Below are 15,431 nucleotides of genomic sequence, written 5' to 3' on the forward strand. Positions count from 1 at the left end.
ACCAGGGGCATCCGTATGAGCTCGCAACGAGAGCAACATGGCGGACAGGATTGACGATGGAGCGTTGCCTCTCGCACGATGGTCGCAACGCAGACACGGGAATTCGGCCAGGCTGTCCTCGATGAATCGAGTGGAAGCGGACGCGGACCTGCATCGCTGCCGCAAGGCGCTAAGCAGCTCAGCTCATCTCCTCGGTTTCAGATACGCTTGATCTCGACGCCGTATTTCCTCAGCACGTAGCCAATCTGGCGCGGGGTCAGTCCAAGGAGGCGCGCTGCCTTTGCCTGCACCCAGCCACATCTTTCCATGGCAGCAATGACGCGCTCTATGTCGGGGGTCCTCGCACCAATTGGGTGTGTTGCGCCGGCACGGGGGACTGTGGTCGCGGTCGAACAGGCCGCCGCATCCGGCGGCGTGGCCGGATTCACTGACTCCGGCAGGATCGGCGCTGGTTGCAGCGCGGCCTGGCCCGATCTGCACTTCCACAGCGCCTCGGCAAAGCATTGGCCTTGGGAGCAGGCAAAGTCGTCTCTCCCGATTGATAGTCCCTCAGCCAGGATCGCTGTCCGGTGCACGCAATTTTCAAGCTCGCGAATGTTGCCGGGAAACTCACATTTCATCAGCACTTCAATCGCACACGGATCGAAGGTAAGCGTACAGCCGTTCTCGTCGTTGAACTTCTTGAGAAACTCAGCTGCGAGCAGCGGAATATCGCTGCGCCTCTGGCGCAATGCTGGTACCAGCAAGGGAACCACGTTGATGCGGTAGTATAGGTCGGCGCGGAACTCATTCCTTGCAACCGCCTCTTCCAGGTTCCTGTTCGTGGCGGCAATCACGCGAACATCGACCTTGATGGTCTGATTGCTGCCGACGCGCTCAAACTCCTGCTCCTGCAGCACGCGCAGCAGCTTTGCCTGGAACGAGGCCGAGATCTCGCCAATCTCATCCAGAAACAACGTCCCCTTGTCAGCGAGCTCAAAGCGCCCCTTGCGGGAATTGAATGCGCTTGTGAAGGCACCCTTCTCATGACCGAACAATTCGGATTCCAGGACTGTCTCTGGGAGCGCTGCACAATTGAGTTTAACGAAGGGCCGCTTGGCGCGCGGCGACAACTCGTGAATTGCCTTGGCAGCCAGCTCCTTCCCGGTACCGGACTCGCCTCGCAACAGAACCGTGGTTTTTGCCTTGGCTACGATCGCAATCTTCTCCAGCAGCGCGCTTATCGCCGGACTGTCACCAATCATCCCCTCGACATGAACCTTTTTGCGCCGGGGTGCAGGGCGCTTAACATCGGAAAATTTCGTTTGCAGCCGATCTTCCAACTCCGGCGGTCGCTCGCGGTCCCCCGCGCAGAAGCGGTGCAACTTGACTGTCTGTCCCACCATGTTGGCAATCATGGTGAGCAGTCGGACATCGTAATCGAGCCGACAGCTTGACCTGCTTTCCAAAGCCCTGTCCATAGTCATCGCGCCTACGGCGTTTCCATCAACACGAATGGGAACGCCGATGAAGGACACGGTGTCGGAGGCCCCAAGCACCTCGATGTCAGCGGCAGTGAAGGCCGGATGCATCGCTATATCCTCGGCGATGAGCGGCGTGTCCGTCGTCACAATCTGATCGATGGCGTTGCGCGGCACGCGCGACCGGGAGTGCTCATTGCTGTTCGTGTCGCAGTCGCTGGCCACGGTGATGTCCAGTCCGGCCTCGGCATCGCAGAGAGTGATGATGCCGTGCCGCATCTGCACTAACGAGTGCAGGAGATCAACGACCTTGGCCAACGTGAGTTCGAGCCGGGCGGGACCGGTGAGTATTTTCGATATTTCAAAGATTCCGGTGAGGGCGCGCTCGTGCAATACCCCATTCGCAGGATTCGTCTCGGACGTTGGACAACCTCTTATCGCATCCGGCAGCGATATGCCGCACTCGCTGGCATTTTGTTCTGATTTGCGAATGTTGTGGTGCATGTGATCCTCGATCTCGCGCCATCAAACGTAGGCCGGCGGCATGTGCGCCCGCGACGTCGCGAGCAAGCGCGAAAATACTCGGACGTGAACTCGTGCCGCCGCCGTTTGGTCGAGTGCAAAGCGGATCGAACCCTGATGCATCGCTTGGCTCTCCCCTCCACGAAGCTTGGCCATGGTCTCGGCTTGCACCAAGGCAACCATACGTTGTTTTCAACAGACTGGAGCGAGGCGGGATAGTCAATCGAGCTTTCTTTCATTCGTGAAAGGAAACCTCGCGGCATATGATAGAATTCATCAATTCTGTTTTTGCCGTTGAACGACGGAAATACTTGCGCCGGCGATGCGGTGCCCGAGCGGCTGACCGCGCCGAGTGTAAAAGCCGGGCCGTGCCATTCACCAGCGCCCGCGAAGGAGGGGCGGAAGTGATAATAACCGCCAACGGCACTGGTCGTTTGCGGAAACGCCATTTTGCTCGAGTTGATCATGCGGCGGCGGCGTCGCGTGTGAAGGCGCGAAGCTGGCGTCGAGTACGGCTTGGTAGGCGGTGCTCGCAATTTCCAGATCGCATCGTCGTGGTCAGCGCCAACGGCGTCAATCTCTACGTCTCGACGTGGCTTTCATGCAGCGGGAGCGCTGCAAAGAGCACAGCCATTCTCGGCTCTGATGCCACCGATGAACCGCGAGCCAGAGGGATCGACCGGCAGCACTCTGTCAGTGAACATCAACGGGTCGTGCTGGACCCTCGTCGTTCCCGCCTTGTGCCAGCGCATTCATTCCATCATGGGTGCCACGGCTAGTCAGGGAAAGCGAAGCTCTCGGCCTCCTCTAGACCAACGGATTTGGTCATGTGGCGCAGGCGTTCCGGCGAAAGAAACTCGCCTCTCACAGCGCTTCCGAACAGGGGTAAGTTAGCCTGTCATCTGGACGGGCTTATGAACAGGCGACCTATCTGGTACGCGCTGGCGCCGATGCGGCCCGGTCCAAAGCCGGCTAAAACGAGGAACCCACCACGCTCTGTGCAGCAAACCGCTAGCCAGAGGGATCGACCGGCAGCACTCTGCCAGAGACATCAAGGGCGTGCCGGACCGCGGCCTCCCGCTGGTCTGACACCGCATTCCTCCATCATTGGCGAGCCCACGTCAGTTCAGGTCATGCGGATTCATCTGGCATGGGTATTGCGGCGGCGTTGGTGCAGCGTTCGACCGGAGCGCCGCGATAGGGAGAAGCCCGGGAGAAGTCACGCCACCTCGATCCGGTCAGGGAGAGAGAACCAGTGTCAGCTGCACAAGTCCGCGGCGCGAGTCCCGCGCCCCGCAAACCCTTCTACACCAAGCTCTACGCCCAGGTGCTTGCCGCCATCGCGCTCGGCGTCGCAATTGGCTATTTTTATCCGGAGACCGGCGAGAGCCTGAAGCCGCTGGGTGATGCCTTCATCAAGCTGGTCAAGATGATCATCGCGCCTGTCATCTTCCTGACAATTGCCACCGGCATTGCCGGCATGAACGATCTTCATAAGGTCGGCCGGGTCGCCGGTAAAGCGATGGTCTATTTCCTCACCTTCTCGACACTCGCGCTGATCGTCGGCCTCATCGTCGCCAATGTCGTCCAGCCTGGCGCCGGCCTCAACATTGATCCGGCCTCGCTCGATGTCCAGGCCGTGAATACCTATGCCGCAAAAGCCAGCGAGCAGTCGGTCACCGGCTTTCTGATGAACATCATCCCGCCAACGATCGTCGGTGCCTTCGCGGAAGGCGACATCCTGCAGGTGCTGTTCTTCTCGGTTCTGTTCGGCATGGCGCTTGCGATGGCCGGCGAGCCGGGCAAGCCTGTCGTTTGCTTCCTTCAGGCGCTCATCGCGCCTGTCTTCAAGCTCGTTGGAATTCTGATGAAGGCCGCGCCGATCGGCGCTTTTGGCGCAATGGCCTTCACCATCGGCAGATATGGCATCGGTTCGGTGGTCAACCTCGCGATGCTGGTCGCGACGTTCTATTTCACCGCCTTCCTCTTCGTGTTCGGGGTTCTCGGCGCGGTCTGTCGCTACAACGGCTTCTCGATCTGTTCTCTCATTCGCTACATCAAGGAAGAGCTGCTGCTTGTCCTCGCAACGTCCTCCTCGGAGGCGGCGCTCCCTTCGCTGATGCAGAAAATGGAGAAGGCGGGCGCCAGGCGTTCGGTTGTGGGTCTCGTCATCCCGGCCGGATACTCATTCAATCTGGACGGCACGAATATCTACATGACGCTGGCGGCCCTCTTCATCGCTCAGGCGACGAACACGGATCTGTCCATCGGCGATCAGGTGCTGCTGCTGCTCGTAGCAATGCTTTCCTCCAAGGGCGCTGCAGGTGTCACAGGCGCGGGCTTCATCACCCTGGCGGCTACGCTCGCCGTAGTTCCGAGTGTTCCCGTTGCTGGGATGGCACTGATACTCGGCATCGACCGCTTCATGTCCGAATGCCGGGCGCTGACGAATTGCGTCGGCAACGCAGTGGCATCCCTCGTCGTCGCCCGCTGGGAAGGAGAATTGGACCGAGCACAGATGAAAGCCGCCTTCTGCGGTCATCAGCTTGCCGAGGCATCAAACCGGCTACCCTCCTCCAAGTAAGGTGGGCGGCCCACGACCTGTTAAGTCGCCTAGCTGGTCACATGAACTGAACGACCGACCCGCAGCCTCTAAACGGCTCCTCACGGACCATGTAGCCGAAGCGCTAAATGTGTGAGTGCAAACCGTCACCGCCCTTTAAGCGAATGAGCCTTTCAGTATACCCGGCCGGTTTACGTCTGGAATGATGTTCGTCCAACACGCTGTTGGCCATTCGTATGGGACGTTTTCACTTTGCCACCCGAAACCGAAACGCGTTAGGCGACAGAGAGCCGGCCCGCGTCAAAAACCGATCAGAATAGGGACCTATGACCAAGCGCCCCACAATTGCCGATCTCGCCCGCGAAGCCCGAGTCAGCGTAGCAACGATCGATCGGGTTCTGAACGCCCGCCATCCGGTGCGCGAGGAGACCGCGCGGCGGGTCCACGACGCCGCCCACGCGATCGGCTATCATGCTGCCGGGCTAATCAAGCAGCGCTTACGGCGAGACCTACCGCACTACCGTCTGGGCTTCATCTTGAGAAAACCGGCCCAGCATTTCTACCAAGATTTTGCGCGCGAGGTCGAAGCATCGGTCAATTTGGCCCAGTCCTTCCACGGCATTCCGCTCGTCGAATTCGCCCCGTCACATATGCCGAGCGACCTGATCGCGCGGCTCAAGGATTTGGGCGCACGCTGCCATGCGATCGCGATGGTGGCACCGGACCACCCGAAAATTACAGCAGCGGTTGAGGACCTCAAGGCCAAAGGCATTCCGGTTTTCTCGCTGCTTTCCGACTTCGCCGCCGGCGTGCGACAGGGGTATATCGGCCTTAACAACCGCAAGGTGGGGCGCACGGCCGCTTGGATGGTGTCGAAGGTCGCAAAACGGCCCGGCAAAGTGGCGGTTTTTGTCGGCAGCCATCGTTTCCAGGGGCACGAGCTCCGTGACGTCGGCTTTCGCTCCTATTGCCGTGAGAACGCGCCCACGTTCGAGGTGCTGGATCCTGTCATGAACCTCGAGAAACGGCAGATCACCTACGAGGCAACGCTTGATCTCATGCAGCGAGAGCCCGAGCTCGTCGGCTTCTATGTCGCCGGCGGCGGCATGGAGGGCGCCATCTCCGCGCTCCGAGAAGAGGGCAAAAGTCGCGATCTCGTCGCGATCGTGAATGAAATCACACCGGAGTCTCGGGCGGCGCTCGCAGATAATATCGTCACGATGGCGGTCGCCACGCCAATGCGCCGACTTTGCCGGGAGCTGATAACGCTGATGACGCGGGCTATCGAGACCGGCACCGCTGAAACGCCCGGACAGACATTTCTCCCGTTCGACATCCATCTGCCGGAAAATATATGAAACTCATGGACTCTATCGTGAGCGGGGAGTTTCCTTTCATAAACGAGAGAAAGTTGAATGATGATCCCATCCCGCGGGGTGGCCGCACCCACGGACCTCAGCCGGGCAGAATGTAGCGCCGATTAGATGAACGGATCGGCCACGCGTTCAGGCAGAAGCGCGGGGTCAATTGCCTGGGTCCGCAGCGTCAAGCTCGACCGGCTTCATTGCCAAGTGCCCGACTTTCTCGGTGCAGGGGACTGTCGTCGACGCCAGTAGCCGAGCGAGGCTGGCACAGATGATCGACCACGTGGACCGCCATCTCCTCGCCTGGCCGCGCGTGAAAAGCCGCGGCAACGCCTGCGACGTTGGCATTTAAGTGGGGCTGAGCATCTTCTGGGACTCCGCAAGCAAAATCGGAGGCGGCAGTCAATTCAGTAGCAACCCCGGGCGTGTGTTCTGCTCGTTCCTGGCCCTCGTACTTGACAATCAACTGCGCCGCTCTGCTGGGCAAAGGCCCGGTGTTTAAGTGGGGCTTAACATCTTCCGGGACTTCGCACGCGAAATCGAGGTGGCAGTCGGTACCAACAACCGCAAGGTCGGATCGGCGTGCCCGAGACGCTCATTGATTTCAGGCAAAGGCGCCAGGCTAGATGCCTCCTGCAACATCATTTCCCGCATCCACATGCTTGCCGGATCAGTATTGTGAAGCTCAGGCCATTGGACGGCCTCCGTGAATGCGGGAGGAGGAAGTGGCGGCGGAAGTTGGACAATCCGCAGGGGTGTTGTTTTTGCGAAATGCTGCGCCAGCCGCAACGGCATGGTCCCGATGCGGTTGCTGCCTGACAGGACGGGCGCGATCAGGCTAAAGCCCTGTACGACGACCTCGACACGTCTCTCGAAACCGTGCTCGAGCAAATACCATTCCTCCATGGTGGGCTGCCGGGTGTGCCTGAATTTGAGCACGACATGCCCCATGGACAAGTATCGCTCGAATGTAAGTGGCTCTGACAGCTGCTTGTTCGTGCCGCAGCCTACGCATACGAGCATATCTTCGAACAGGACTGCGCGAGGATGTTTCGACATGAACACTTCCGGCATAATCAGAAAATCAAGGTCGCCGCGCCGGAGAAGCTCCTCGGGGTCGTCACAAATAGGCAGACATTCAAAGCGAACGGCGGGTGCTTCCCGCGCAGCACGCTCTACGATCTTCTTAAAAAATACGAGCGTGATGTAATCGGAAAGCATCATTCGGAAGAGACGATCCGATTGGGCCGGGTTGAAAGCGTCGGAGGAAATAATCGATAGCTGGATGTGCAGCAATGCCTCCCGGACTGCTGTGGCGAGCCCGTCGGCGCGCGGTGTCAAAATGAGCTCGCGGCCGTTCATCGTAAATAGCTCATCGTTGAAATAGGCGCGTAACCGAGCAACGGCGGCGCTCATGGCCGGCTGGCTCAGGTTGATACTGCGAGCCGCGGCAGTGACTTTACGCTCCCTCATCAGAGCGTCCAGCACAACGAGGAGATTTAGATCGAGTCCCTTGAAACGCATGTCATGTTCTATCCAACGTGTGGATGCGTATCATTCAAACAATCAATTTTACGAATTTACGAGCCATGCATTAGAGGAACGTTAATGAGCGACGTCAAGCTCAAATCGACGACACGGGCCGGAACTTCGAGAGAGCGTCTGGCTCACCTTCGCCAACGACAACGGCTGAATGCAGCCAACAGCGCCGCTTTGGTCGGGTAATGCGGCCGCAAAAACTAATATGAAGAGAGGTCCTGAATGCGCCACCAGGTGCAGTGGAAGTTGTGCTGGGAAAACGAATTGCAGCTCTCCGATCACGTTGAGCTCGCCGAGTTCTTTCGTGATACGTACGGGCCGACTGGGGCGTCCAACGCAGAACCGTTCGAAGGTAGTCGAAGCTGGGCCGGAGCCAGGCCTGAACTCCGCGTGATCGCCTATGATTCAAGTGGTGTAGCGGCTCACATGGGCATACTGCGCCGTTTCATCAAGGTTGACGCGGTCGACCTGTTGGTGGCTGAGCTGGGCCTGTACGGGGTACGCCCGGACCTTGAGGGTCTCGGAATCGCCCATTCAATCCATGTCATGCTTCCAATACTGCAGGAGCTTGGCGTTCCATTCGCTTTCGGAACGGTCCGGGACGCGCTGCGGAATCATGTTGAGAGGTTCGGGCGGCGATACAGGCCTTTGGCCGTTTTGTCGGGAATTCGCGTGCGCTCGACCCGACCAGAGGCCCGCCTCGACCTGCCGCCCACACGCATCGATGACGCACTCACCATTGTTCTGCCGGTTGGACGGCCGATCAGCGAATGGCCCACGGGCACGATGATAGATCGGAACGGACCAGAGCTATGAGCCGTCCCGATTGCTTGTACGAAGTGCGCCGTGAGTGCTCTGACGGCACCGGCCGTCGCAGCGTTTATCTGACGTTTGACGACGGTCCCAATCGACTTTTCACACCGGAGATTCTCGATGTGCTGGCAGAGCAGCGGGTGCCGGCGACTTTCTTCGTCATCGGCGCCTACGCCTTAGAGCACCCAGATCTAATCCAACGGATGGTCGCAGAAGGGCACGAGGTAGGCAACCACACGATGTCTCATCCGGATCTGTACCAATGCGGTTTCGGCGAAGTGCAACGTGAGGTCTTTGAAGCGAACGACGCCATCATGAGAGCGTGCCCGCAGGCCTCGGTGCGCTATGTTCGCGCGCCCTACGGCGCCTGGAGCGAAGAAGTCTTCACAGCCTCACAGATCGCCGGGCTGGCGGCCCTCCATTGGTCCGTCGACCCTCGAGATTGGTCTCGCCCTGGGGTCGACGCGATTATCGATAAAGTGCTCGCCTCTGTCCGGCCGGGCGCAATCGTACTCTTGCACGACGGATGCCCTCCCGGCGAGTTGGGCCGGGGCGCTCACGCCGGTCTGCGCGACCAGACGGTCACGGCGCTGTCCCGGCTGATTCCAGCATTGCGTGAGCGCGGATTTGTAATCCGCTCACTTCCTCAACATCACTGAACAAACGAGATCCCATGACTCTTCTTGGTACAACCAGCACTGTGGCCATATCGCTTTATGCGCTGCTCTCGACTGCTTATAAGAGCATGCAGGGGATTTATGCTCTGCCGACAAACGACTCATCGGCGTTCGAGGTTCTCGTCGGCTCCGATCAACTGCCCAGCGTGGATGTCATCGTCCCCTGCTTCAACGAGGATCCGCGCACGCTTTCAGAGTGCCTGGCTTCCATTGCCGACCAAGAATACGCCGGAAGACTTCGGGTCTATGTGGTTGATGACGGTTCTGGAAATCGCGAAGCCTTAGGAACTGTCCACGAAGCCTACGCGCGCGACCCCAGGTTCGACATCATTTTGCTTCCCGAGAATGTTGGAAAGCGCAAGGCGCAGATCGCCGCGATACGCCGCTCATCAGGGGATCTGGTGCTTAACGTTGATTCAGACACGTTACTCGCGTCCGACGTCATTGCCAAGCTTGTACCGAAGATGCGAGATTCAGCGGTCGGCGCAGTCATGGGTCAGTTGACGGCCAGTAACCGGACCGAGAGCTGGCTGACCAGGCTGATAGACATGGAGTACTGGCTGGCTTGCAACGAGGAGCGCGCGGCGCAGGCTCGCTTCGGTGCCGTTATGTGCTGTTGCGGCCCATGTGCCATGTACCGCCGGTCTGCGCTCCTTTTATTACTGGACCAGTACGAGTCGCAGTTTTTTCGGGGCAAGCCAAGCGACTTCGGTGAGGATCGCCATCTTACTATCCTGATGCTGAAAGCAGGCTTTCGAACCGAGTACGTTCCGAGCGCCATCGCGGCCACAGTCGTCCCGAACAGACTCGGACCGTATCTGCGCCAACAACTCCGTTGGGCACGAAGCACATTCCGGGACACGCTGCTTGGGCTGCGCTTGCTGCCCAGCCTAAATAGCTATCTCACGTTGGACGTGGTCGGACAGAATCTCGGCGCGCTACTCCTCGCCGTATCGGTATTAACGGGCCTCGCACATTTCGCACTGACAGGCTCTGTGCCTTGGTGGACAGGACTGATGATTGTGTCCATGACCATGCTCCGATGCAGCGTGGTAGCAGTTCGTGCCCGACAGTTTCGATTTCTGGGCTTTTCGCTGCACACGTTCATCAACATCTTTCTCTTGCTTCCGTTGAAAGCCTACGCGCTGTGTACATTGAGCAATAGCGATTGGCTGTCGCGAGGCTCTGCTGTCGCTACATCGAACACTGGGGGAAAACAGGCCCCCACCCAAACTCCGATCACTGGTTCCAGCAGGGCAGAATTCTCGCCGCATGCGGCTCCGCTTCGCAGGCTCAATCTTGCGCGGGATTCTTCGGAATTAGTGCTGTCGGGCAACATTTGCGGCGACGAGTGATCGCTAATTACCTAGTGGACGAGAGGTGCACGAGTTTGACCCCGAACGTGAATCATCAGTTGCTTGATCGGGAATTGGCCGCAGACGATCCGTGGCTTCTCGACGGCAATCCGTTCGAGCGGAAGCGCCACACGCAAATGCTCCAGCTGGCGCTTGCCCAAGGCTCCATTTCAAATGCCCTCGAAGTCGGGTGCGCTGCCGGCGCATTCACGGAAAAACTAGCCCCCTACTGCCAAGGGCTCACCGTCATCGATGTCGTGGCGCAAGCGATTGCTCGAGCACGTCAACGGATAAACGAGCCGTCGCGCATCAACTGGATAGTCTCCGATGTTCAACAGTTTTCGACCGACGAGTTGTTTGACCTGATCGTTGTGGCGGAGGTCCTCTACTATCTCGAAGACATAGCCGAGATGCGCGCGGCCGTCAAAAACCTGGTGCGGGTGCTTGCGCCTGGCGGGCATCTGATCTTCGGATCGGCAAGGGATGCTAATTGCCGTCGCTGGGGTCACGCCGCTGGTGCTGAGCCGGTCATCGCCATGCTGAACGAAACGTTGATCGAGGTAGAGCGTCTTGAGTGTCGGGGCGAGTCGGTCAACGAAGACTGCTTGCTCGTCCGTTTCCGAAACCCGCTTTCCGCTTCCTGATGATCGAATCTATCGCCGTTAACCTGGAGACACTATGCGCATCTTTGGTATCAAGCTGACCCATGATGGGGCGATCGCCCTGGTCGAGGATGGACGGCTCGTCTTCTGCGTTGACCAGGAAAAGCGGCACAACGATCCGCGTTACCAAGCCATCGATAATCTCTACGCAATTGTCGCCGCTTTACCGGAACAGGGGCTAAATCCTTGTGACGTCGATCAGTTCGTTATCGACGGCTGGGATGGCGAAGACGAGTCACAGTTTCAGGTCCGGCAGGCAACCAAGCAACCGCCAGTCTTGGCGTCCCTCTCGGTAAAATGAACCCATGTCCATGGTAGCGATCGATCTTACTGACGTAAGCAAAACTTATGACAAGCTCGTTGTCGACAGACTGTCGTTCCGCGTTGCGGCGGGGGAATGCTTCGGGCTCTTGGGACCGAACGGCGCGGGCAAAAGCACGATTGCGCGTATGGTCCTCGGCATGACATCGCCCGATGCGGGGAAGATTACTGTGCTCGGCGTTCCAGTGCCGGCGCGCGCGCGTTTGGCACGTATGCGCATCGGCGTGGTCCCGCAGTTCGACAATCTTGATACCGCGTTCACTGTACGCGAGAACCTGTTGGTGTTCGGGCGCTACTTCCGGATGAGCAGACGCCAGATCGATGCGGTCATACCATCGCTGCTTGAGTTCGCCCGCCTCGAGAACAAAGCGGATGCGCGCGTCGCCGAACTGTCCGGCGGCATGAAGCGGCGCCTGACGCTCGCGCGTGCGCTGATCAATGACCCGCACTTGCTGGTGATGGACGAGCCGACCACCGGCCTCGATCCGCAGGCCCGCCACCTGATCTGGGAACGGCTGCGATCGCTGCTGGCGCGGGGCAAGACTATTCTTTTGACTACCCATTTCATGGAAGAGGCCGAGCGGCTGTGCGATCGGCTGTGCGTTATGGAGGAGGGGCGCAAGATCGCCGAAGGCCGCCCGTCCGCACTCATTGACGAGCAGATCGGCTGTGACGTGGTCGAGGTCTACGGCGGCAATCCGCATGAACTGGGTGCGCTGATCCGGCCGTACGCACAGCGCATCGAGGTGAGCGGTGAGACGCTTTTTTGCTATGCACCCGATCCGGAGCAGGTGCTGGCGCAGCTACGCGGGCGCGCGGGTCTACGCCTTCTGCAGCGTCCCCCCAATCTCGAGGATGTGTTTTTGCGGCTAACCGGGCGCGAGATGGAGGACTGAACAATGGGCGAACGTTATGCGGCGGGCATGCCCGCCAATGCGTGGAATTGGGTCGCGGTTTGGCGCCGCAACTATCTTGGATGGAAGAAAATCGGGCTTGCATCGGTGCTCGGCAACCTCGCCGATCCGATGATCTATCTGTTCGGTCTCGGCTTTGGAATCGGAACAATGATAGGGCCTGTTGAGGGCACTTCGTACATTGCGTTTCTCGCGGCTGGCATGGTTGCCACAAGCGCGATGGCATCGGCGACCGCTGAAACGGTTTACGGGAGTTTCGGCCGCATGGGCGACCAGCGCACCTGGGAAGGAATGCTATGCACTCAGCTGACGCTCGGCGATATCTTACTCGGCGAATTGGCCTGGGCAGCCACCAAGGCCCTGATGGCGGGCACAGCAATCACTATTGTTGCGACCACGCTAGGCTACGCATCGTGGCCATCCATCCTCTGCTTGCTGCCAGTCATCGCTCTCAGTGGCCTCGCCTTCGCGAGTCTAGCGATGGTCGTCACGGCGCTTGCGCCCAGTTATGAATATTTCATATTTTATAATACGCTTGTTATAACGCCCATGCTGTTCCTTTGCGGCGCGATGTTTCCGGTCAACCAATTGCCCGGCGCTTTTCAGGACGTCGCCTCCTTGTTGCCGCTCGCACATGCAATTGACCTCATTCGTCCGGCGATGCTTGGCCGTCCCGCCGGCAGCATGGGCCTGCATATCGGCGCGCTTTGCATATACACGGTTTTGCCGTTCTTCCTATCGGTTGCTCTGTTTCGTCGTCGGCTGATGCGTTGACGCTCTCACCATTCGTGAAATTGATTCTTTGGGCGATACCCATCCACGTGTCGGATAGGTCAATGCATGCGTTTTAAGGGACTCGATCTAAATCTCCTCGTTGTGCTGGACGCTTTGATCAGGGAGCGTAAAGTCACCGCCGCAGCCCGCAGTATTAACCTGAGTCAGCCGGCCATGAGCGCCGCCGTCGGTCGGTTACGCGCCTATTTCAGCGATGAGCTATTTACGATGAACGGCCGCGAACTCATTTTGACACCGCGCGCGGAGGGGCTCGCCACAGCAGTCCGGGAGGCATTGCTGCACATCCAGCTGTCGATTATTTCCTGGGACCCCTTTAACCCGGTCGGATCGGATCGTCGCTTCCGCATCATCCTTTCCGATTACCTCACACTCGTATTTTTTAAGAAGATCGTAAAGCGTGCTGCGCGGGAAGCTCCCGCCGTCCGCTTCGAATGTCTGCCTATTTCCGACGACCCCGAGGAGCTTCTCCGGCGCGGCGACGTTGATTTTCTGATTATGCCGGAAGTGTTCATGTCGAAACATCCTCGCGCAGCCCTGTTCGAAGATATGCTCGTATGCGTAGGCTGCGGCACGAACAAGCAGCTGTCAGAGCCACTTACATTCGACCGATACTTGTCGATGGGGCAGGTTGTGCTTAAATTCGGGGACACCCGGCAGCCCTCCATCGAGGAATGGTATTTGCTCGAGAACGGTTTCGAGAGACGTATCGAGGTCGTCGTACACGGCTTTAGCATGATCCCGCCCCTTCTATCAGGCACCAGCCGCATCGGGACTATGCCGTTGCGGCTGGCGCAGCATTTCGCGAAATTAACACCCTTGCGGATTGTCGAACTTCCGCCGCCACTTCCTGCCGCATTCACGGAGGCCGTCCAATGGCCTGCGCTTCACAATAATGATCCGGCAAGCCTATGGATGCGGGAAATGATGTTGCAGGAGGCATCTCGTATGATTGCCCTGCCTAATAGCACCGGACGTCTCAGTTGTCGGCCGAATTGAGAAACTGACCCCTCGGTTATGAGAGGAGGCATGGATGGCGATTGGGATTGGGCGATTCCTGCATTGTCGAGAACGATGCAGGGAGAGCAGATCCTTCAGCCTGAAGAGGTGGCAGCGATGCTGCGGCGGCATGAGGTTGGCGGGGAACCGACGGGCGAAGGAATTCGGGGGCGCGCGCAACACCGTGCATCGGCATCTAAGCGAGGGCGGGACTGTTCCGTTTCGCAAGCCCGTGCGGCCGACGGCGTTTGACGGGCTGGACGATTGGCTGCGGGAGCGCTTCTTCCCCCATGGGTCGAGCCGGATGACGATCTCGACCCGCTCCAGATGCACCGGGAACGCCTTGCGCGGTCGCGCAGCACGTCGCGGCTCGCCTGTCGGTCTTGCGGCCTTGCGGCCTCGAGTTCGGACTCAATCGCGCCGAGCCCGGTCTGGATTCGAAGGCGAAGGCCTGCTGGGCACGTTCGAGCTTCTCGGAGCTGCGACCGAAGCGCCGCGCTCCAGCTGCTTGACGATCCCTGAAGGTCGGCGAGCCTCTCCTGGGCACGCTCGTTGAGTGTCGCCATCCGGACGATCTCGGCCTTGAGTGTTCGCTCCGGAGTTGTTGCAGTTCGGCCTTCTCCGCCGCCATGGGGACGAATATCGCCTTGAGCGGAACGATTTCGTGGAGACGGGCCAAAGCGCTTCTCTTCATGACGCCGACAAAAGCTTATTTTGCACGGCCAGAGGCCCGCCTTTTGCGCCTGAGTCACTTCGCCACGGCCTATCCGGCCGACGTCGGACGCCGTCTCCGTTCGGCTTAAGCGCGCCAGTCCATGCCTTCGACGAGCGCCATCAGTTGGGCGCGGCAAGCCGGATCACGCCGTTCTCCACCCGCGGCCAGCGGAACTTGTCCTCGTCCAGCGAGGCGCAGGTCGGGGAGTATGGTGAGCGCAAGGTGGCGGCTGAACAGGAACTGCGACGGATCGATATCGTCGCGCCGCAGTCAGGCACCATTCAACAACTCGCAGTTCATACGCTCGGCGGAGTGATTACGCCCGCCGATCCGATCATGATAATCGTGCCGGAAGGCGACGATCTTGCGCTGGAAGTACGGATCACCCCGAAGGACATCGACCAAATCCAGCTTGGTCACAAGGCCGTGCTGCGGATGTCAGCCTTCAATCTGAGAACCACGCCGGAATTGAACGGATATGTCAGCCGGATCGCAGCCGATCTGGCGACGGACGAAAAAAACGGCATTTCGTATTACCTGGTGCGTCTATCGGTTCCGCATGCGGAACTGACGAAGCTCAAGGACCTGACGCTCGTGCCCGGCATGCCGGCCGAAGCGATGGTCCAGACGGGCGAGCGTACGGCGCTTTCCTATTTTGTGAAGCCGCTGTCGGACCAAATCAGTCGAGCATTCCACGAGTAATGAAAGTAATTCTGTTAGCTTGGCGTAGGCCGC

At 59.1% G+C, this 15,431-nt stretch carries 11 protein-coding genes and 2 pseudogenes; 11 read left to right on the forward strand and 2 right to left on the reverse strand.

What is annotated here, in order from left to right:
• Positions 1-197 precede the first annotated feature (197 nt).
• Complete coding sequence (gene nifA / locus NKG99_RS10140; protein WP_352866951.1) at positions 198-1,964, reverse strand: nif-specific transcriptional activator NifA; 1,767 nt, start codon at positions 1,962-1,964, stop codon at positions 198-200.
• Positions 1,965-3,237: 1,273 nt separating this feature from the next.
• On the opposite strand from nifA, the gene NKG99_RS10145 reads away from it, so the two are divergent.
• Together NKG99_RS10145 and NKG99_RS10150 are read left to right on the forward strand one after the other, a co-directional pair.
• Entirely contained in the window at positions 3,238-4,566 is a 1,329-nt protein-coding gene (locus NKG99_RS10145) for a dicarboxylate/amino acid:cation symporter (RefSeq protein ID WP_032923201.1), read from the forward strand.
• Positions 4,567-4,871: 305 nt separating this feature from the next.
• A complete protein-coding gene (locus NKG99_RS10150) occupies positions 4,872-5,903 on the forward strand; it encodes a LacI family DNA-binding transcriptional regulator (RefSeq protein WP_023736284.1) in 1,032 nt (343 codons plus the stop codon).
• Positions 5,904-6,407: 504 nt separating this feature from the next.
• On the opposite strand, the gene NKG99_RS10155 is transcribed toward NKG99_RS10150, so the two are convergent.
• Positions 6,408-7,433: a LysR family transcriptional regulator gene (locus tag NKG99_RS10155; RefSeq protein ID WP_023736282.1), complete on the reverse strand. Its 1,026-nt coding sequence runs from the start codon at positions 7,431-7,433 to the stop codon at positions 6,408-6,410.
• 237 nt (positions 7,434-7,670) lie between these two features.
• Here NKG99_RS10155 and NKG99_RS10160 point away from each other — a divergent pair, with 237 nt between their 5' ends.
• The 9 genes and pseudogenes from NKG99_RS10160 to NKG99_RS10205 form a co-directional block, all read left to right on the forward strand.
• Positions 7,671-8,264, forward strand: coding sequence for a NodA family N-acyltransferase (locus tag NKG99_RS10160; protein WP_023736281.1), 594 nt, complete (start codon positions 7,671-7,673; stop codon positions 8,262-8,264).
• Positions 8,261-8,920, forward strand: a complete 660-nt coding sequence (gene nodB / locus NKG99_RS10165) for a chitooligosaccharide deacetylase NodB (protein ID WP_352866954.1) — start codon at positions 8,261-8,263, stop codon at positions 8,918-8,920. The genes NKG99_RS10160 and nodB overlap by 4 nt, the downstream gene beginning before the upstream one ends.
• 14 nt (positions 8,921-8,934) lie before the next feature.
• On the forward strand, positions 8,935-10,293 hold the full coding sequence (gene nodC / locus NKG99_RS10170; RefSeq protein ID WP_352866955.1) for a chitooligosaccharide synthase NodC: 1,359 nt from the start codon (positions 8,935-8,937) through the stop codon (positions 10,291-10,293).
• Complete coding sequence (nodS, locus tag NKG99_RS10175) at positions 10,290-10,937, forward strand: nodulation methyltransferase NodS (protein ID WP_502910919.1); 648 nt, start codon at positions 10,290-10,292, stop codon at positions 10,935-10,937. Before nodC ends, nodS begins: the two co-directional genes overlap by 4 nt.
• 34 nt (positions 10,938-10,971) lie before the next feature.
• Positions 10,972-11,217: pseudogene (locus NKG99_RS10180) on the forward strand (carbamoyltransferase N-terminal domain-containing protein); the annotation flags it as partial.
• Between the two features lie 43 nt (positions 11,218-11,260).
• Positions 11,261-12,172 carry a nodulation factor ABC transporter ATP-binding protein NodI gene (nodI, locus tag NKG99_RS10185; protein ID WP_023736276.1) on the forward strand — a complete coding sequence of 304 codons (912 nt, stop codon included), beginning with the start codon at positions 11,261-11,263 and terminating at the stop codon, positions 12,170-12,172.
• 3 nt (positions 12,173-12,175) lie between these two features.
• Positions 12,176-12,964, forward strand: a complete 789-nt coding sequence (locus NKG99_RS10190; RefSeq protein ID WP_023736275.1) for an ABC transporter permease — start codon at positions 12,176-12,178, stop codon at positions 12,962-12,964.
• A gap of 66 nt (positions 12,965-13,030) precedes the next feature.
• Positions 13,031-13,981, forward strand: coding sequence for a LysR family transcriptional regulator (locus NKG99_RS10195; protein WP_023766917.1), 951 nt, complete (start codon positions 13,031-13,033; stop codon positions 13,979-13,981).
• A 904-nt stretch (positions 13,982-14,885) separates the two neighbouring features.
• Positions 14,886-15,398, forward strand: a pseudogene (locus NKG99_RS10205) (beta-barrel domain-containing protein); the annotation flags it as partial.
• Positions 15,399-15,431: the final 33 nt, after the last annotated feature.

The organism is Mesorhizobium sp. M1409 (assembly GCF_040317535.1).
Classification (GTDB): domain Bacteria; phylum Pseudomonadota; class Alphaproteobacteria; order Rhizobiales; family Rhizobiaceae; genus Mesorhizobium.